Annotated in this window: 17 protein-coding genes; all 17 read left to right on the top strand. The window is 43.7% G+C overall.

Translation table 11 applies throughout. The features are described 5' to 3' along the window. Positions 1-20 precede the first annotated feature (20 nt). The 17 genes from infB (at position 21) to mltG (ending at position 17995) form a co-directional block, all read left to right on the top strand. On the top strand, positions 21-1466 hold the full coding sequence (gene infB / locus Q8P13_05385) for a translation initiation factor IF-2 (protein ID MDP2671859.1): 1446 nt from the start codon (positions 21-23) through the stop codon (positions 1464-1466). Between the two features lie 46 nt (positions 1467-1512). Continuing rightward, the gene (locus Q8P13_05380; protein MDP2671858.1) at positions 1513-2313 is read left to right on the top strand and encodes a hypothetical protein; all 801 of its coding nucleotides are present in this window, start codon (positions 1513-1515) and stop codon (positions 2311-2313) included. 73 nt (positions 2314-2386) lie between these two features. Then, positions 2387-2656: a 30S ribosomal protein S15 gene (gene rpsO / locus Q8P13_05375; GenBank protein ID MDP2671857.1), complete on the top strand. Its 270-nt coding sequence runs from the start codon at positions 2387-2389 to the stop codon at positions 2654-2656. A 127-nt stretch (positions 2657-2783) separates the two neighbouring features. Further along, the gene (locus Q8P13_05370) at positions 2784-4859 is read left to right on the top strand and encodes a polyribonucleotide nucleotidyltransferase (GenBank protein ID MDP2671856.1); all 2076 of its coding nucleotides are present in this window, start codon (positions 2784-2786) and stop codon (positions 4857-4859) included. 31 nt (positions 4860-4890) lie between these two features. Beyond that, complete coding sequence (locus Q8P13_05365; GenBank protein MDP2671855.1) at positions 4891-5511, top strand: uracil-DNA glycosylase; 621 nt, start codon at positions 4891-4893, stop codon at positions 5509-5511. A 6-nt stretch (positions 5512-5517) separates the two neighbouring features. Next, positions 5518-7287, top strand: coding sequence for a ribonuclease J (locus Q8P13_05360; protein MDP2671854.1), 1770 nt, complete (start codon positions 5518-5520; stop codon positions 7285-7287). Positions 7288-7503: 216 nt separating this feature from the next. Then, positions 7504-7956: a nucleoside deaminase gene (locus Q8P13_05355; protein MDP2671853.1), complete on the top strand. Its 453-nt coding sequence runs from the start codon at positions 7504-7506 to the stop codon at positions 7954-7956. Positions 7957-8057: 101 nt separating this feature from the next. Next, positions 8058-10169: a DNA translocase FtsK gene (locus Q8P13_05350; GenBank protein ID MDP2671852.1), complete on the top strand. Its 2112-nt coding sequence runs from the start codon at positions 8058-8060 to the stop codon at positions 10167-10169. 114 nt (positions 10170-10283) lie between these two features. After that, entirely contained in the window at positions 10284-11171 is an 888-nt protein-coding gene (locus tag Q8P13_05345; GenBank protein ID MDP2671851.1) for a helix-turn-helix domain-containing protein, read from the top strand. A 52-nt stretch (positions 11172-11223) separates the two neighbouring features. Next, complete coding sequence (locus tag Q8P13_05340) at positions 11224-11511, top strand: hypothetical protein (GenBank protein ID MDP2671850.1); 288 nt, start codon at positions 11224-11226, stop codon at positions 11509-11511. Then, on the top strand, positions 11504-11698 hold the full coding sequence (locus Q8P13_05335) for a hypothetical protein (protein ID MDP2671849.1): 195 nt from the start codon (positions 11504-11506) through the stop codon (positions 11696-11698). The genes Q8P13_05340 and Q8P13_05335 overlap by 8 nt, the downstream gene beginning before the upstream one ends. Positions 11699-11719: 21 nt before the next feature. After that, a complete protein-coding gene (locus Q8P13_05330; GenBank protein MDP2671848.1) occupies positions 11720-12133 on the top strand; it encodes an adenylyltransferase/cytidyltransferase family protein in 414 nt (137 codons plus the stop codon). A 50-nt stretch (positions 12134-12183) separates the two neighbouring features. Further along, on the top strand, positions 12184-14136 hold the full coding sequence (locus Q8P13_05325) for an alanine--tRNA ligase-related protein (GenBank protein ID MDP2671847.1): 1953 nt from the start codon (positions 12184-12186) through the stop codon (positions 14134-14136). A 31-nt stretch (positions 14137-14167) separates the two neighbouring features. Continuing rightward, positions 14168-15133, top strand: coding sequence for a hypothetical protein (locus Q8P13_05320; protein ID MDP2671846.1), 966 nt, complete (start codon positions 14168-14170; stop codon positions 15131-15133). Further along, a complete protein-coding gene (locus tag Q8P13_05315) occupies positions 15134-16645 on the top strand; it encodes a hypothetical protein (protein MDP2671845.1) in 1512 nt (503 codons plus the stop codon). Next, positions 16642-17016, top strand: coding sequence for a RuvX/YqgF family protein (locus tag Q8P13_05310; protein MDP2671844.1), 375 nt, complete (start codon positions 16642-16644; stop codon positions 17014-17016). Before Q8P13_05315 ends, Q8P13_05310 begins: the two co-directional genes overlap by 4 nt. Next, on the top strand, positions 17003-17995 hold the full coding sequence (gene mltG / locus Q8P13_05305) for an endolytic transglycosylase MltG (GenBank protein MDP2671843.1): 993 nt from the start codon (positions 17003-17005) through the stop codon (positions 17993-17995). The genes Q8P13_05310 and mltG overlap by 14 nt, the downstream gene beginning before the upstream one ends. Positions 17996-18114 lie beyond the last annotated feature (119 nt).

Genomic DNA, 18114 nt, shown 5'->3' with positions numbered 1-18114 from the left:
TTTCTTTTTGAGAAATTTTTATGGCAAAAGCAAAAACAAATGCTAAAATTCAAACCCGTCCCCCAGTGGTCGCTGTCATGGGGCACGTTGACCACGGTAAAACTACGTTACTAGACTACATTCGCAAAGCCCGTGTTGCTTCTTCAGAGCATGGAGGCATCACTCAGCACATCGGCGCTTATCAAGCAGAAGTAAACGGCAGAATAATCACTTTCATTGATACTCCGGGACACGCGGCTTTTTCCGCCATGCGTTCCCGAGGAGCTGCCGTTACCGACCTTGTAGTTCTTGTTGTTGCTGCTGACGATGGGGTCATGCCGCAAACCAAAGAATCAATCAGTCATATCAAAGCTGCCAACGTTCCCATGGTAGTGGCCATCAACAAAATGGACGCTCCCGGAGCCAATGTAGAACGAGTGAAAAAAGGCTTAGCAGCCGAAGGCGTCTTGGTTGAAGGTTATGGTGGAGACGTGGTAGCCGTGCCGATCTCTGCCAAAAGCGGCGAGGGGGTCAAAGAACTTCTTGAAATGATTCTTTTGGTGAGCGATTTAGCAGAGTTGAAAGATACTTCCCAAGCAAATTTTGAGGGTGTCGTCATCGACTCCAGCTTGGATAAATATCGCGGAGCGGTAGCAACAATTTTGGTAAAAAAAGGATCACTAAAAGTCGGGGACCAGGTTGTCAGTAATAGTGCCAGTGGACGTATCAAGGCTTTGATTACTTCTAACGGAGAACGAGTTAGCCAAGCCGTGGGCTCAATGCCGGTAGGCATTTTGGGTTTGACTGCCGTCCCGGCGGTTGGGGAAGTTTTTACCCTGGGAAAAGGCAAAGTGGGTGAAGAAAAGAAACAACAAGAAAGAGACGATATCTTTGTTCCAAAAGTAAAAGAAGTTCGCCTCCTTCTCAAAGCTGACACAGCCGGGTCGTTGGAAGCGATCAACGCTGCAATTGAAAGTATTGAGGTTTCTGAAGGTAAAGTAAATGTGGTCCACAAAGAAACCGGGGAAGTGACTGAGTCAGATATTTTGCTTGCTGCCTCAACCAAGTCGATCATCATTGCTTTTAACGCTCCGGTTTCAAAAACGGTCGCGAGTTTAGCTGCGGAAGACAAGGTCCTGATCCGAAGCTACAATCTTATTTACGAATTGCTTGACGAACTCAAAGAAGGGGTTGATGCTTTGCTCAACGTCAAAAAAGAAGAGGTAGTCGGTAAAGCTGAGGTTGTCGCTATTTTCAAAGCCGATGCGGCCCGAGTTGCTGGTTGTAAGGTTAGCGAAGGCCAGCTGAGTAAAGGAGACAAAGTAAATATTACGCGCGGGGAAAGAAATCTCGGTACTGCGAAAATCAAAACGATGAAACATTTGCAAGAAGACATCAATTCAGCCTCTGTTGGTGATGAATTTGGCATGACTCTGGAAGGAAAAGCTGATTTTGCAGTCGGTGATATAATTGAAGCTGTTCGTTGACCTATAGGTTTACCTATTTCCCTGCTTAGGTTACAATTACAAATCTATGAAGATCAATATTGCAGGAACACAAATACTGGATCTTTTGAGAAATGCTCAAAAAGCTTTAGTCATACTTTCGGATCAACCTAGTACCGATAGTGTTGCCGCTGCCTTGTCTTGGGCTGAGATTGGGGGGCAAATTGGAAAAAATGTTGAGGTTGTTTGTTTTGGTACCCTTCCGGATGCAGCCAAGAATTTGGAAAAGGTTGCGACGATAAAAAGCCATCTGGATCCGATCAATCTGGTCGTTTCATTTAACTGGTCGCAAAACATGATTGAAAAAGTTAGTTACAGTGTTGAAGGAGAAAAGTTTAATTTGATCATCACCCCTTCTGGGAAGAAACTTGACCCAACTGCAGTTGAGTACTCTCATCGGGGAGTAGATTATGATCTAATTATTTCTCTTGGGATTTCCAATCCAAGCGAGCTGTCAGCTGAAAAAATTGACCGCAATATTTTCCAATCCATTCCGACCATCAATATTGACAATCAGGCCAGTAACGCTAGTTACGGGAAGGTAAATGTAGTTGATGGACAAGAGGACTCAATCAGCGGCTTGGTCAGTACTGTTTTCGAGCAGACTCATATTGCGGCTAACTCAAAGGTGGCGGAGCTACTTTTGTTTGGAATGCGCAGCGCAACCAAAAACTTTGAAGAGGTGAAAAACCCACTTACTTTTGAGCACGCAGCTTACTGTACCAAAATTAAAAACTTTCCTGGAACAGTTAGCACTGGTCTCACTGAAGCAGAAAAAGGAGTTGATTGGTTTTCGCCAGAGGTGATGAGGAGTTCAAAAACTAGCTAAGAGTCTTCTGCGGTTGCGAGCTTAGCCTCGAATCTGTTATAATTGAAGCAAAGTCAGTTAAATTGAGGTAAAAATGGCATTAGAGAAAGACGAAAAACAAAAGATTTTGCAGGATTTTGCCCAGCATCAAGGGGACACTGGTTCACCAGAGGTCCAAATTGCTTTGCTTTCTGAAAGAATCAAACGCTTGACTGAACATTTGAAAGAGCACAAACAAGATGTTCACTCTCGACGTGGTTTGCTGCAAATGGTCAATAAACGACGTCGAATCTTGGTTTATTTGACCAGAAAAGACCCAGATCGCTACAAGTCGATTGTTTCAAAACTGGGTTTAAGTAAGTAGATTAAAATTTAAAAATTAAAAAAGGAGGTTTTGGAAAGAAGTGATTGAACCGATGTAACCAAGGTTTCTTAAAAAGAAAGAATTTTTGGTCACGTTGGTTCCTCACTCTTTTCCAGCTTAAAAGTAAATGAATAAAGTAAAAAAAGAAATCAAGAAAGAAATTTCTTGGGGTGGACGGACTTTGTCGTTTGATACCGGCAAAATCGCCAATCAAGCCGATCGGGCCATTATCGCTCGCTATGGAGACACTGTTCTACTGGCAACAGTAGTTGCCTCTACTCCAAAGGAGGATTTGGGTTATTTTCCACTGTCAGTTGATTATGAAGAAAGGCTCTATGCTGCCGGGCGAATTTCTGGTTCTCGTTTTGTTAAACGGGAAGGTAGACCTACGGAAGACGCAATTCTCAACGGACGTCTCGTGGACCGCTCGATTCGACCGCTTTTCCCCAAGGACTATTTTGACGAAGTTCAAGTCATCTTGACGATTCTTTCTTACGACCAAGAAAACGATCCTGATATTGTCGCCTTGATCGCCGCTTCAGCAGCTTTGCATAGCTCGCACGTGCCCTGGGCCGGACCGGTTTCGGCCGCCAAAGTTGGTTACAAAGACGGGGAATTTATCCTCAACCCAACCAAAACCGATTTGGAAACTTCTGAGCTCGAGCTGACGGTCTCTTTCAACAAAGATAAAGTCGTCATGATTGAGGCGGGAGCCAGAGAGGTTCCTGAAGACGTTATGATCAAAGCCATTGAGTTTGCCCGTAAAAACGCTGCTCCAGTGCTGAAATTTATCGAAGAGTTTACTTCCGAGATGGGGCAAATCAAGAAAGAATACGAGCCAAAGAAAATTGACGAAACAATCAAAAAAGAAATTGTAGAAAAAATTAAATCGGGGTTCAAAGAGAAGCTATTCAACCCAGAAAGAGCTGCTAGAGAAGAATCGGCTCTAGAATTTAAAGAAGAGCTGTTTGCAGAGTTTGAGGAAAGAATCTCCAAAGACGAAATAAGCGAAATTTTTGAAGAGACCGTCAAAAAAATGGTTCGAGAAGCAATCATCAAAGATCAAAAAAGACCGGATGGTAGAGAATTGACTGAAGTTCGCAAAATCACTACTGAGGTAAGTCTTCTGCCTCGAACTCATGGATCAGGGCTCTTTACCCGTGGAGACACTCAAGTTCTTACCGTGGCAACACTGGCGTCTACATCTCTAGAACAAATAATTGATGGTATGGAGGGTGAAGATACAAAACGTTTTATGCACCACTACACTTTTCCTCCTTTCTCAACCGGAGAGGTACGTCGGGTTGGCTCCCCAGGTCGGCGTGAAATTGGTCACGGAGCTTTGGCAGAGAAGGCTCTCAAGCCAGTAATTCCGGCAGAAGATAAGTTTCCCTATACAATACGGCTGGTCTCCGAAGTGATGTCTTCTTCTGGATCAACTTCAATGGGAGCGACTTGTGGATCAACTCTAGCCCTGATGGATGCCGGAGTACCAATTTCCGCTCCCGTTTCGGGAGTAGCTATGGGATTGGTTACCGAGGGAGAAAAGTACAAAGTCTTGACTGATATCCAAGCCCTTGAGGATTTTTACGGAGATATGGATTTCAAAATCGCTGGTAGTGAGAAGGGAATTACCGCGATTCAACTCGACGTCAAGATCGATGGTTTGAGCCAAAAAATGGTTGAAGAAACCTTTGCTGCTGCCAAAGAAGGACGCGCCTTTATTCTCAGTAAGATGCTCTCCACAATTCCCGAAACTCGCTCCGATCTGTCAAAATACGCTCCACGAGTGACCGTCATGCACATTCCACCCAAGAAAATCGGTGAGGTCATTGGTAGTGGTGGAAAAACAATCAACAAGATCATTGACGAAACTGGGGTTGCTATTGACATTGAGGATGACGGAACAGTGATGATTTCCGGTTCTGACCCCGCCGCCGCTGAGAAGGCGAAGACCTGGATTGAAGGTCTGACTCATGAGCCAAAGCCAGGCGAAGAATACGACGGAATGGTCAAAAAAGTGATGGAGTTTGGGGCTTTTGTTGAGATCATGCCCGGCAAGGAAGGTCTGGTACATATCTCCAAGATAGCTCCTTACCGAGTTGAAGACATTCACAAAGAGGTCAAGGTGGGAGATTCGATGAAAGTCCGAGTGACGGAAATCGATAGTCAAGGTCGTCTAAACTTAGCAAAGAAGTTCTAGCCACTTTCTGATTGGTATTAAGCCCGAAGAGATGGACAAAACAGCTCTCTTAGCTGATATTGCAAAAAAGATTGAAGTTTGTCAGCGTTGTGAACTTTGGAAAGGCACGACCCATGCGGTTCCCGGGGAAGGCAATCCAGAGGCGAAGGTTGTTTTCATTGGTGAGGGGCCGGGTTTTTACGAAGACCAGCAGGGCCGCCCTTTTGTTGGACGAGCAGGAATATTGTTAAACCAAGTTTTGGGAGAAATCGGGATGAAACGGGAGGAAGTTTTCATTGGCAACGTCGTTAAACACCGGCCGCCGGAAAACAGAGACCCCCTACCGGCGGAAATTTCAGCTTGCCGGCTCTGGCTAGACCAGCAAGTAGAGATAATACGGCCAAAGCTCATTGTTACTTTGGGAAGGTATTCTTTGGCCCGCTATTTGCCCAGCGCAAAGATTAGTTTTGTCCATGGTCAAGTAGTTCGGGCTGGTAACCAAGTGGTTTTGCCTATGTACCACCCGGCAGCGGCTTTACGCTCAACTGGCTTGATGGAAGCTTTTAAAAAAGATTTTCATGACAACTCCGAAGTTCTCAAAGACCCTGATCATGGGTTAGAATTAAATAAACCGGAAACGGATGAGTCAGACCCTCAAATGGGACTTTTCTAAAAAATTATGAGCAAAAATCCAAAAAACAAAAAGTTTTATCCAAAACACCAAAACCGAGGTAATCAACATCAACCTCAGCAAAAAGAGAAAGTAGATAAAGTTCATTCCTTTCAACCTGGAAAGTTGCGTTTCATTCCTTTGGGAGGAAACGGACAGGTCACCAAAAACATGTATGTGTACGAGTACAACGACGATATTGTTATTGTTGACTGCGGTATGGGTTTTCCCTCTGAGCTAATGTACGGAGTTGATATGGTTATTCCAGATATTACGTATCTGAAAGATCGTTTAAAGAAAATTCGCGGTATTCTCATTACCCATGGACACGAAGATCATATCGGAGCTTTGCCTTATTTGATTGACCAGCTTTCAACCCCAATTTTTGGAACTAAGCTTACGATTGGGATGATCGAGGCCAAGCTTAAAGAGCAGAACAAACTCAACTTTACCAAGCTGAACCGTATTGAGCCCCGGCAAAGCTTTCAGCTCGGAGCTTTCAAAATTGAAGCTTTTCGAGTCAGCCACTCAATTCCGGATTCGGTTGGCTATGCTCTTACTACCCCAGTTGGAACGACGATTCACACCGGAGACTATAAATTCGACTGGACTCCGGTTGATGGCAAAACTACTGATGCTGACTTTTTGAGTGAAAAAGGTGCGAGTGGAGTCCTTGCCTTGATGAGTGATTGTTTGCGCAGTGAAAAACCAGGTAACACGCTTTCTGAATTGGCAATCCAAGACCGCTTTGAAGAGGCGATGAGCAAAGCCCACGGTCGGGTTTTTATTACAACCTTTGCTTCCAACATCTCTAGACTACAGCAAGCTATCAACGCTTCAGTAAAATTTGGTCGCAAAGTAGTTATCGTTGGTCGGTCAATGGATCAAAATGTTCAGACCGCCCTTGAGCTAGGTTACCTTTCAATTCCCAAGGAAATTTTTGTTAAACAGGAGGACATGGATCGAATCCCGGACAAACAACTGACAATTGTAGTTGCCGGTTCTCAAGGACAGCCTGGTTCAGCTCTGAACCGTATTGCCAATGGGGACCACTCTTATATCTCTATTAAAGACGGTGATGAAGTCATTTTCTCAGCTGACCCGATTCCGGGCAACCAAGATGCAGTCTATGACATGATTGACAATTTGTCCCGGTTGGGGGCAGATGTTAAATATTCAGACATTACCTCAGACTTTCACGTTTCCGGTCACGGTGCGCAGGCAGAACTACTCCTGATGCTCTCCCTGACCAAACCAAAATTTGTCGTTCCCATCTCAGCGATGCAAAGACAAATGCGTCAGTACGCGATTCTAGCGGAAGAGGCCGGAGTTCCCCATCAGAACATTTTTCTTCTTGATGAGGGGGAAGTCATCGAATTTGATCACGCCGGAGTCCACACCGCCGGGGATATCAACACGGAAGCGATCTTTGTTGACGGGATTGGTGTGGGCGATGTCGGCCAAATCGTTTTACGGGATAGAAAAGTTCTGGCTGAAGAAGGTATTGTCGTCGTCATCATTACCATGAAAAAAGCTCACAATGAACTTATTGGTGAGCCAGACCTTGTCAGCCGTGGCTTTGTTTACATGAAAGAGTCAGAAAGCTTGATCAAAGAAGCCACCGAAGTGGTTAAAAAATCCCTGAACGGAAATAAAGATCAGAAAAAAGTGAAAAACTGGCTTGCGGTCCGAGAAAAAGTGACGAATGATCTTGAGCGCTTCCTCTATCAAAAAACCAAGCGCCGCCCGATGGTGCTACCTGTTATTGTTAATGTTTAACTGTGAAGAAGTACTTAATTGCTAGTATTGTTGTAGCCTCCACGATCCTCTTCGAGGTTTTACTAGGTTTGTTTCTTCTAAAATTTGTTTGTGAGCTTGACGGTGTCAATTGTATTGGTACTGGGCCAACTAGTAGGATAGGGGTCTTGATAGAAATTTTAAGTCTAATTTTCTTTCTGTTACCCATACTTTTATCAGCAAAATTAGTTTCTAAAATTGTTAAACAAAAATAATCAAGACGAAAAGTTTATGACTTTGGCTATCGAGGAGTCAAAGAAGACTAAAGGACCAAAAAGATTTGGCGCGGTTATCGTCAAAGACGGCAAAATTCTTGCCAAAGCCCATACCACTACTCATGAAAAGGAAGATCCGACTCAGCACGCCGAAACTTTGGCAATCAGCAAAGCCTCCAAAACGTTGAAATCCCGCAGACTAAACGGCTGCATTCTTTACGCCAGTTGTGAGCCGTGCATGATGTGCGTTGGCGCCCTTCTCTGGTCACGAATTAACGAGGTAGTTATTGCTATGAGTCGGCAGGACTCTTTCGATAGCTTCAGTGATTCCTCCCATTGGCATATGGGAATTGAAGAACTGGTGCCTGAGGGTTTTATTTTGAGAAAAGGAACTCTGCGCGAAGAAGCCAAAAGAGTCTTTAACGAACAACAGTAATTTACCCCATAGTAGTTGACTTTCTTAGTATTTTTTGCTACATTAAAACTCCTGCTTGCCTAGATTGAATTCGAGCAGGTGATATGCGAGAATTACTCTAAATGGCTTATCGTTCACGCCGCTACGGCTCTCGTTCTCCATTTAAATTAAAGATAAAGAAAAAAACCGCCCAGACAGTGGCTGGACTCTTTTTGCTACTGGCTTCAATTCTAAGTTTACTAGCATTTTTTGGTGGTCCCGGGCTAGCCGAGATAGTTAAATTAAAACTGTTTGATTATTTTGGTTGGCTGACCTTTTTGGTTCCCTTTGCCATGGCGGAAGCTGCACTACTTGCTCTCAAGGCTCGCTGGAGTTTCGTTTCAGCCAACACTGCCGCAGGACTGGCCGGTTTTATTATTTGCTTAGACGCGCTTACGGCTTGGTTTTTTCCTTCAGCGGCTGGAATAGTTGGTCGCTATCTCTTTAACTTCACCGCTACTTTTTTATCTAGTCTCGGAGCTGGGTTTACTTTTCTCGTTCTGAGTATTGCTTCCTTTGTCGTTATCTTTAATACCTCGCTGGAGAGGACTTTTGAACTTTTGGGGCAAGCTTTTGGGCTTGGCTTTGCTGGTAGTAAAAATGCTTACAGTAAAATTGCGGAGTTAAGAAACAAAGAGCCAAAAGACGAAAGGTTGCCCTTTAAGACCAAGGGTATGGACGAAAGTAAAGAAAAAGATCCAGTCGATCCAACTGCTTTGACTACAGCGATGGTGAGCAATCTGCCAGCGGAGAACCAAGTTTGGGAATACCCCCCGCTCGACATGCTTTCAGAAACGATTGGTTCGAAAGCAGTTCGTGGGGATATAAAAAACAGTGCCGCTGTCATTGAGAAAACGCTCGAAAGTTTTGGTATTCAGGCACGCGTAGTTGAAGTCAACATGGGACCGGCGGTGACTCAGTACGCACTCGAAATTGCGCTGGGAACCAAACTGACTAAAATTACTTCACTAGCCAACGACATTGCTCTTGGACTAGCCGCCCCGACCGGAACAGTGCGAATTGAAGCCCCGATTCCGGGAAAATCCTTGGTAGGTATTGAAGTTCCCAACATCACTCCGGAAACAGTTCCTCTCAAATCAGTTTTGGTTTCTGGTTCAATGCAGAAGGCAAAATCAAAGATTAGTCTTGCTTTGGGGCTCGATGTTTCTGGCAGTCCCTTGGTGACAGACTTAGCAAGAATGCCGCACGTTCTTATCGCCGGCTCGACCGGATCAGGAAAAAGTGTCGCCATAAATGCTTTTATTGCCACCTTACTTTTTCGGGCAACGCCATCCGAGGTTAAATTAATTCTAGTGGACCCGAAGATAGTTGAGCTTTCGGGCTGGAACGGAATTCCCCACCTTCTTACCCCGGTTATCACCGAAGCAGAAAAAGTCATTTCTGCACTAAAATGGGCGGTCACGGAAATGGAAAAAAGGTACAAAAAATTTGCTGAAGTCGGAGCACGCAACATCGATTCTTTCAACGAGATGAGTGGTTTTCAGGCCCTGCCTTACATCATCATTATTATCGATGAGCTCGCTGACTTGATGCTCTTTGCTCCGGTCGAAGTCGAAGACGCGATTACTCGTTTAGCCCAAATGAGTCGAGCGACAGGGATTCATATGATTTTGGCCACCCAGCGACCTAGTGTTGATGTTATTACCGGTCTGATCAAGGCTAATATCCCAGCGCGTATTGCTTTCAACGTTGCTTCTCAGGTCGATTCTCGTGTCATCATTGACCAAGTTGGGGCCGATAAACTTCTCGGCCGAGGAGACATGCTTTATGTTCCCCCAGACGCTTCAAAACCGCAACGTATCCAAGGAGTTTTTGTTTCCGAACCGGAAACCAACAAGCTGATCGAGTTTTTGAAAAAATCTGGAGTTGAACCGCAGTATACTGAAGAAGTAACCACTATGCCCGTCAATGCTAGAGCTGGAAGAGTTGGAAACGGGGGAGGCTCCCAAGACGAACTTTTTGAAGAAGCGGTTCGGATAGTTTGCCAATTTGATCGTGCTAGTGCTTCGCTTTTGCAAAGAAAACTCTCGGTTGGTTACGCTCGGGCAGCTCGGATTTTGGACGAACTGGAAGCTGCTGGAGTGGTTGGCAGTCAAGACGGATCAAAAGCTCGAGATGTGCTCGTCAAAGATCCTGCCCGGGTCCTTGGAGGGGGGGAAGGACAAGAAGCGTAGAAGCAACTAAGCTAATATATTAAAAAAAGTTTATATCGCGCTAAGGCTTGTTTTTGAAAAACTAAAAATTTATTATGCGCGCGATACTGCTCTTACTTTTGGGAAAGTAAAATCGTGAAACGGGTAGGACAAATCCTTTCGGAAGCCAGAAAAAACAAGGGCTTGAGCCTTGAAGACGTCGAACAAGCCACCAAGATTCGCAAAAAAACTCTACTTCTTCTTGAGGAGGGGGTTTGGCAAGCCCTTCCCTCGCCGATTTTCGTCAGAGGTTTACTTAAAAATTATGGAAAATTTCTTGGGATCTCGGCTGAGGATGTCCTCGCTTTCTACCGCCGTGAGTTTGACGAGAAGAAAGTTGTCCTACCTCGCCGAACGATCCTGAAAAACCCCTCCAGCTTCCGTCTGACTCCTCGTTGGGTGACTGGTTTTGTCGCCCTTGTCGTGATGAGTCTCGTCCTCGGTTATCTCTTTGTTCAGTATCGAAGCTTCACTGGCACACCTTTTCTAGAGGTCGTAGAACCAAAGGACAATACGAAAATCCAAGGAGATCAAGCCAATGTAGTTGGTCGCACCTGGCCTGACGCGATTTTGAAAATTAACGGTCAGGAAGTGCAGCTTGATCCAGGTGGAAGTTTTTCAGTTGCGGTTAGTCTCCCGGAAGGGGTCAACACGATCACTGTCACTGCCGCCAATCGTTTTGGAAAAATTTCTACTGAAAAGCGAACGCTAGTAGTTAGTCCAAAAACTGAAAATGAACCGCCCCCAAAAACAAAAGTTGAGCTGAAAATAAAAATTGGACCAAACGCAGTCAGTATCAGTGCTGAGGTTGACGGCAAAATTTCCTTTGAAGGGGTTTTGGCCTCTGGGGCGGAAAGAGTCTTTCAGGCCGAAAGAAGAATACGCTTAATCAGTCACAACGCCGGCTCAACTACAACTACCTTTGAGGGGAAAGAGTCAATTTTGGGTAAAGAAGGGGAAACGATCGAAAAAAGCTTCCCCTAGCTCTTGCTCCGAAAAATAAACTGTGATATTGTCAAAACCTAGCTAAAAAATCATGGATACTGCCTCTTTTTTACAAATCGTCTACATTTCGGTTGGGCTGGTTCTCATTGGCATTGGCGTCCTCATTATTTTTATTCTCTACGAAATTCACCAAGGAGTCAGAAAAATTCGCAATGTTCTCTCCCGAGCCGAAGCAATGGTGAGTTTTTTGGAAAACAAAATCTTTCGACCAACCTTTTCTGCCTCGGAGTATGTCAGTCTTGCCAAAGATTTTCTCAGTCTTGCACTAGCCTTCAAAAAAAGTTTTAGCAAGGATTCAAAAGGAAAAAAAGATGAGTAAAGATTCTGAAGAGCGCTCCGACGGAATTTTCAAAGGCCTTTTATTTGGCGTACTTCTTGGAGTTGGTTTATCTTGGTTTTTTTCCACCCCGCAAGGCAAGGAGTTTAAAAAGAAACTGGAAAAAGAAGGAAACAAAATTTTGGACCAGACAAAAGAAAAACTAGATTCGAACTTCAAAGAAGAGTAAAATTCCCAAGACAAAATAAAAATGAAAAAAGTAGTTATCTTTGGAACTTTTGATGTTTTCCATCCAGGACACGCAAGTTTTCTCAAGCAAGCCAAGAAACTGGGTGACTCCTTGTTGGTGGTGGTTGCTCGGGACTTTCACGTTCAGCGGGTCAAAAATAAACTTCCATTGAACTCAGAAAAAAGCCGGGCGCAAAAAATTAGAAGGTTTAAACTAGCAGACCAGGTCATCCTCGGCTCTAAAACCCACAACTTTTACCGTACTTTGAGAAGCCACAAAATAGATATTTTAGCTTTGGGCTATGATCAGAAACCGACAGTAGCGGAGTTAAAAAGAGATTTAAGAAGGCATCGGCTAGGAGAAGTAAAAATTGTACGTCTTCGCGGCCTAAAACCCGAGATTTACAAGACTTCAAAACTGCAAAAAGAAAGTTAGTTTGGCCCACTTGATTGCAAAGACTACCTTGGTTTCATATAATTCACCAAATGACAGCCGCGCAGCTACGTGAAAAATACTTAAAATTTTTTGAAAAGCAGGGGCACAAGATCATTCCCTCTTATCCCCTTGTTCCAGATGAGAGCCAACAACTTGAAGGCAAAGAAAAAGTTCTTTTTACTTCTGCGGGAATGCAGCCTCTCATTCCTTACTTGAGCGGGAAAAAAGAACCACCATCCAGAAGATTGGCCGATTGTCAAAAATGTTTACGCACCGATGACATTGAAGAAGTCGGAGACCTAGTCCACCATACTTTTTTTGAAATGCTTGGTAATTGGTCAATCGGGGACTTAGATTCCAAAGGAAGCGCAGGAACCAAAGGTTCCTATTGGAAAAAGGAGGCGATTGAGTTTTCCTTTGAATTCCTTACGAAAGAACTAAGCATCCCAATCGAAAAACTAGCCGTTTCGGTTTTTGCTGGGGACAAAGACGCACCGAGGGACGAGGAGTCAGCTCAAGTTTGGCAAGAGCTGGGAATTCCCGAAAAAAGGATTTTTTATCTTGGCAAAGAACACAATTGGTGGCCAACTGCTAAAAGGGAACAAGATAGTGGTGAATTCAAAGAACCGTTTGGTCCGTGTGGACCAGACACGGAAATGTTTTATTGGACCGGTGATTCCGGTCCGGAGGGTTCGGTTGACGCTGATAGTCGTTGGGTAGAAATTTGGAATGATGTGTTCATGGAATACAATCGCTGGGAGGATGGGACGCTAGAAAAATTGCCGATGCAAAGTGTTGATACTGGCATGGGTCTGGAAAGAGCCTTGGCGGTTTTGAATGGGAAGAAAAGTGGTTACGAAACAGATTTATTTGAAAAAAGTATCGAGCTGATTAAAGCAAATTCGAAACAATACGAAGAAAGCTCAGCTCGAATAATTGCCGACCATCTTCGAGCGAGTCTTTTCCTGCTCGCCGAGGGAATTGTCCCAACCAATACTGAGCGAGGTTATGTTCTCCGCAAGCTGCTCAGGCGAGCAGTTCGGCATCTTGATTTCATCAAAGGGAAGAAGAGTCTTGTCACTGACCTAGTCAAAGACCTGGTAGTGGTTTATGAAAGTGCCTACCCAGAGCTAAAAGAAAAACAAGAAGTTATTCACAAGGAGATTCAAAGTGAGGTCGAAAGGTTTAACCGAGCAATTGAAGAGGGCCTAGCCAATTCAAAAAAACTTTTCGAGAAGAAAGTTCCAGTTACAGAGACTAAATACAGTCAAGTGATGAAGCTACCACACCGTCGAGAGTTGTTCCGAGACTTTTATGCTGGTAACACTGGCAAGACTGAAAAAGAGTTTGGTTTGACCAAGGAGGAAATCCAAAACGCAACAATCGAAGCAAAAGAAAGTTTTGATCTCTATCAAAGTTTCGGTTTTCCAATTGAAATGATTGTTGAGCTTGCTCAAGCCGCTAAACTTTTTGTTGATATTGAAGGTTTTGAAGATGAGTTTAAAAAACACCAAGAAGTCTCGCGTGGAGTCTCAGCCGGAGAATTCAAAGGTGGCCTAGCTGATCATTCTGATCTGACGGTGCGTGGTCACACCGCGACCCATTTACTTCACCAAGCTCTCCGCGATGTTCTTGGGGAACAGGTTCATCAGACAGGAAGCAACATTACACCGGAAAGAATACGTTTTGATTTCTCCCACGGCGAAAAACTTACCGACGAGCAAATTCGAAAGGTAGAGGAAATTGTTAATTCAAAAATTAAAGATGATTTGCAAGTGAAAAAAGAGCTCATAACACCCTATGAAGCAGACAAAAAAGGCGCAATTGGCTTGTTTAAAGATAAATATGGTGATAAGGTTTCAATCTACGAAATTGGCGGTTACTCAACCGAATACTGTGGTGGACCACATGTTGAGCACACCTCTCAGGTTGGAGAATTTAAGATAGTTAAAGAGGAAGCTCTAGGTGCTGGGCAAAGAAGAATTCGTGCGGTTCTCTCTTGACGACAAAATCTGTTAAAATACAGTCACTGTCATGAAGCTGTTCAAAAAACTATTTCCTTCCAGAAAAACCAAAGGCAATCAATTTCTAGTTCTCGAAATTGGTTTAGGTCGGGTCACTGCTGCCAGTTTTAACCTTGTAGATTCCAAACCACACTTAGTTTCAGTGGGAAGAAAAAACTTTTCTGCTTACGAAAATATTTTCGAGTCTGTTCTTGAAGCTATTGATGCTTTGGCCGCTATTGCTGGCGATATTCCCAAAAAAGCCATCATTGGAGTCACCGACGGAATACTGCGGACGACTACCACCATTGCTCGAGTGACTCGGCCAAACCCACAAGAGGCAATTGATGAAAGTGAAGTAGAAACGGTTTTGGAAAAGGTCGCCGCTTCTATAGAAGCCGAACCGCTTAAAGTTTTCTTCTCAACTGTTGCTTCAGCCAAAATTGACAATGCAACTCTGACTAATCCAATCGGCTTAAAAGGGCAAAAAGCTGATTTTGCCTGCTTTGTTGCTCTCAAAGCACCAGAGGAGCTAGCCCTTTTCGATCAAATGATTGACGAGCTTGATTTGAAAGTCAGTAAAATCTTGCCAAGCTCTTTTGCGGTCAGTCGTGAACTACTCAAACAGAACCTCAACGATGCCTTGGTACTCAGAGTTGGCAAAGAGAAATCCGAGGCGGCTTTGCTTTCCGAAGGTCATATTTTCGAAATTCTTCCTTTTGATCTTGGTACATCAGGACTTGCCTATCTGTCAATCGGGATAGAGGCGGTCATTTCCCTTTTGGACAAAGAAAAAAGACCAAGCAGTATCTGGCTCTACCCTGACGAAGACGAAATAGATCTAGATCAAGTTGAAAACGAGTTACAGAATTTCCCCTGGAAAGAAAAACTTTTTTATGAACAAGAGCCAGAAATAACTAAAAAGGAGATTATTGAGACTATTCCGGCCAGTGACACAGGGGTCTTTTCTTTGGCCAGAGAATATTTGGAGTACTAAATGGAGCTAGAGTTTGACGCGAACGCAAAACTGAATCAAATCTTGGAAAAAATCCAAAAATCAGATGAGGAAAAAATTGAGTTGCGGATAGTTGAAAACTCCATGGTTTTGGAAAACGCCATCAACAAAGAAATCATCAAACGCTTTGCAGCCGAGGCGGGCAAATCAGTCAATTTCGGTGATGCACCTTCTCCGGCTACTCTGAAACCAGAAGTTACTCCAGCACCAAAAGAAGAAGACCTTGGTTTTGTTGAAGGGCAGGACGTTGCCAGCTTAGCAGGGCAATTTCCAATTGAAGCTCCAGTGGCGGCGCTGGCTCCACAAATTGACGCAGTTCCAGAGTCGGAAAAACCAAAAGGAAAGTTGCCAAAATTTCCGAGCTTGAACAGAATCTCGAAGCGCTGGCTCTTTCTTGGAGGTGGGGTTGTTTCGCTTGTAGTCGCAGCCTTTATTTTCCTTTGGACCCTGCCAAGTGCAGAAGTAACTCTTACCTACAGAACCTCAACCAAAGACGCAACTGCTGAGATAACCGCGGTTGTTGGCGGTTCTGGTGAGGCGGAAACTCTTGCTGCGACGGGGGAAGAGGTGGTTAAGTCTGACACCGAGAGTGCCAAAGCAACTGGGACAAAAACAGTTGGTACTGCTGCCAAGGGGAGGGTTACTATTTACAATAGTACTACTTCTGATCGCCTCTTTGTCAAAGGTACAGCGATTACACCTACAACCGGTAGCATAACTTTTGTTACAGAAGAGGATGTCACAGCTGAAGGCTCAGCTGGCTTTGGGGCGCCCCCGAAGCAAACAGGTGTTAACGTTACCGCTGCCAAAACTGGAGCAGAAGGTAACTACGCTGCTGATACTAACTTTAAGGTTGGAAGTGCTGATCCAGGCGAAGTTTATGCTAAAAATGACACTGCTTTCAGCGGTGGGACGACTAAAACTCTGGCGATTATTTCTGATGCTGATCGGAAAGCTCTACGGGCCAGTTTACTAAAAAAACTTACCAAAAAGGCAACAGATGAAATTAAGACCAAAAACCCAGACTTGATTTTGGTTTCCGGAAGCGTCGAAACAACTGTTTCCAAAGAAACTTACGATAAAAATATTGGCGAAGAGGCAGCTGAGGTTTCTTTAAACATGGAAGTAGCTACAAACGCAATCTTTATCAAAGAAGCTGACGTAATCTCAATTTTGAGTCAAGGGTTGGATATTTCGGAAAATCTAAAAGTTGATGAGGAAAACTCAGAGGTTGAGGCAAAGATAGCAAAGAAAGATGGGGATAGCTATCAAATTGACGGAAAAATAAAGGCGTCTTTGATTCCCAATTTAGATCTAAATAAAGTCAAAAAAGACTTAGCTAGAAAAAGACTATCCGCGGCGAACAAATATTTAGATTCTCTAGAAGGGTTCAAGGATCATTCCATAAAAATTACCCCCAATTTTTATGGAAGGGTTGGATTTCTTCCTTTTTCGGCTAGTAAAATTAAAGTTAGTTTAGAAAAAGAAGAATGAGTTTTCTTGGCGTTGATTACGGTTTAGCAAAAATTGGTTTGGCTATCAGTGAAGGAAACCTGGCGACCCCCTTGCCGGTTTTGAGAATAAAAAATCCTGGTCAAGCAAGACAAAGGATCTTACAACTCATTGACGAGCACCAAGTCAAGACAGTGGTTTTTGGAATTCCTCATCCAGATAGTATTGGAGCAGAAAAATTTGCTGATGAGTTAGAGGAAATAGTTAAAATCGAGCTTGTCAAAGTCGATGAAACTTTGACGACAAAAATCGCGGGCCAGACTTCAAAAAAGAAAAATGAAGATTCTGCTGTTGCAGCTAACCTATTACAGGAGTATTTGGATCAAGAAAAAAGAAACAATGTTGCAATCTAAAAAACTTTTCCAAAAATTTTTGACAAGCCTTTCCTTGTTGGTCATTGTTTTCCTAGTTTTGTTGAGTTTGATTTTTGGCTCGGCTGTTTTGTGGTATCAAGCAAACATAAAACCGACGACTGCCGAAAAAGAAAAAGTAATCATCATCAACAAAGGAGACTCCTTTCTGCAGGTAGCTCAAAAACTTGAAGAAGAGGGAATCATTCGCAACTCAGTGGCTTTCAGGATTTATTTGCGTCTGAACAACAAAGAGCCAGCAGTTCAGGCAGGAAGTTTTAAGATTAAAACTGGATTGAAACCTGAGGAGGTTCTGCAAGCACTAGCTGTTGGACGAGTGGACAAATGGATCACCCTGCGCGAAGGCCTACGAGTTGAAGAGATGGCTGAAAAGTTGTCCAAAGAGTTTCCAGTAAAAGAAGAAGATTTTCTCAAAGCTAGTCGCGAAGGCTACATGTTTCCGGATACTTATTTGATTCCTGTTGAGGCGGATGGTAAAACAGTTGCGAGTATTTTGCGCAAAAACTTTGACAAAAGAACAGCAGAGTTAAAATCAAGTATCGGTCAATCGACAAGGAGTTTAGCAGAAACCGTTGTTCTTGCTTCTTTGGTGGAAAGAGAATCCAGGTCAAGCGCGGAAAGGCCAATCATTGCAGGAATTTTGCTCAAACGTTTAAAAATCGGAATGCGTCTTGAGGTTGACGCGACGATTCAGTATGCGCTGGGTTACCAACAAGGAGAGCAAACTTGGTGGAAGAAAAACCTGGACAGGGAAGATTTGGCAATTGTAAGTTCCTACAACACCCGCAAAAATGCAGGCTTACCACCAGCACCTATTTGCAATCCCGGCCTAAGTTCAATCAAAGCAGTGATTTCACCACAAGAAACGGATTATTATTATTATCTCCACGACAAAGAAGGCAAAGTCCATTTTGCAAAGACCCTTGACGAACACAATGCAAATGTGGCTAAATATCTATAGACTAACCGTCAAACTTTAGTATTGACAGGAAGTATTCTTTTGGGTATTATTTCGGCGTAAGTTAATATTTCCTTCGGCGTACACAAAGTACGAGTTGTACCGTCGTGTTTTTTGTTTTA

This window comes from bacterium (genome assembly GCA_030704665.1).
In the GTDB taxonomy this organism is placed as follows: Bacteria; Patescibacteriota; Microgenomatia; order Woykebacterales; family RBG-16-39-9b; genus JAUYID01.
The sequence above is the reverse complement of the archived record's forward strand: the minus strand, read 5'-3'. Positions and strand labels throughout refer to the sequence as shown.

Excerpts from the sequence above, each read along its gene's own strand:
- Q8P13_05325 (MDP2671847.1), top strand. The coding sequence starts at position 12,184 with ATGACAGCCGCGCAGCTACGTGAAAAATACTTAAAATTTTTTGAAAAG.
- Q8P13_05330 (MDP2671848.1), top strand. The coding sequence starts at position 11,720 with ATGAAAAAAGTAGTTATCTTTGGAACTTTTGATGTTTTCCATCCAGGA.
- Q8P13_05310 (MDP2671844.1), top strand. The coding sequence starts at position 16,642 with ATGAGTTTTCTTGGCGTTGATTACGGTTTAGCAAAAATTGGTTTGGCT.
- mltG (MDP2671843.1), top strand. The coding sequence starts at position 17,003 with ATGTTGCAATCTAAAAAACTTTTCCAAAAATTTTTGACAAGCCTTTCC.
- Q8P13_05365 (MDP2671855.1), top strand. The coding sequence starts at position 4,891 with ATGGACAAAACAGCTCTCTTAGCTGATATTGCAAAAAAGATTGAAGTT.
- Q8P13_05340 (MDP2671850.1), top strand. The coding sequence starts at position 11,224 with ATGGATACTGCCTCTTTTTTACAAATCGTCTACATTTCGGTTGGGCTG.
- Q8P13_05370 (MDP2671856.1), top strand. The coding sequence starts at position 2,784 with ATGAATAAAGTAAAAAAAGAAATCAAGAAAGAAATTTCTTGGGGTGGA.
- Q8P13_05320 (MDP2671846.1), top strand. The coding sequence starts at position 14,168 with ATGAAGCTGTTCAAAAAACTATTTCCTTCCAGAAAAACCAAAGGCAAT.
- infB (MDP2671859.1), top strand. The coding sequence starts at position 21 with ATGGCAAAAGCAAAAACAAATGCTAAAATTCAAACCCGTCCCCCAGTG.
- Q8P13_05315 (MDP2671845.1), top strand. The coding sequence starts at position 15,134 with ATGGAGCTAGAGTTTGACGCGAACGCAAAACTGAATCAAATCTTGGAA.
- Q8P13_05335 (MDP2671849.1), top strand. The coding sequence starts at position 11,504 with ATGAGTAAAGATTCTGAAGAGCGCTCCGACGGAATTTTCAAAGGCCTT.
- Q8P13_05350 (MDP2671852.1), top strand. The coding sequence starts at position 8,058 with ATGGCTTATCGTTCACGCCGCTACGGCTCTCGTTCTCCATTTAAATTA.
- rpsO (MDP2671857.1), top strand. The coding sequence starts at position 2,387 with ATGGCATTAGAGAAAGACGAAAAACAAAAGATTTTGCAGGATTTTGCC.
- Q8P13_05360 (MDP2671854.1), top strand. The coding sequence starts at position 5,518 with ATGAGCAAAAATCCAAAAAACAAAAAGTTTTATCCAAAACACCAAAAC.
- Q8P13_05380 (MDP2671858.1), top strand. The coding sequence starts at position 1,513 with ATGAAGATCAATATTGCAGGAACACAAATACTGGATCTTTTGAGAAAT.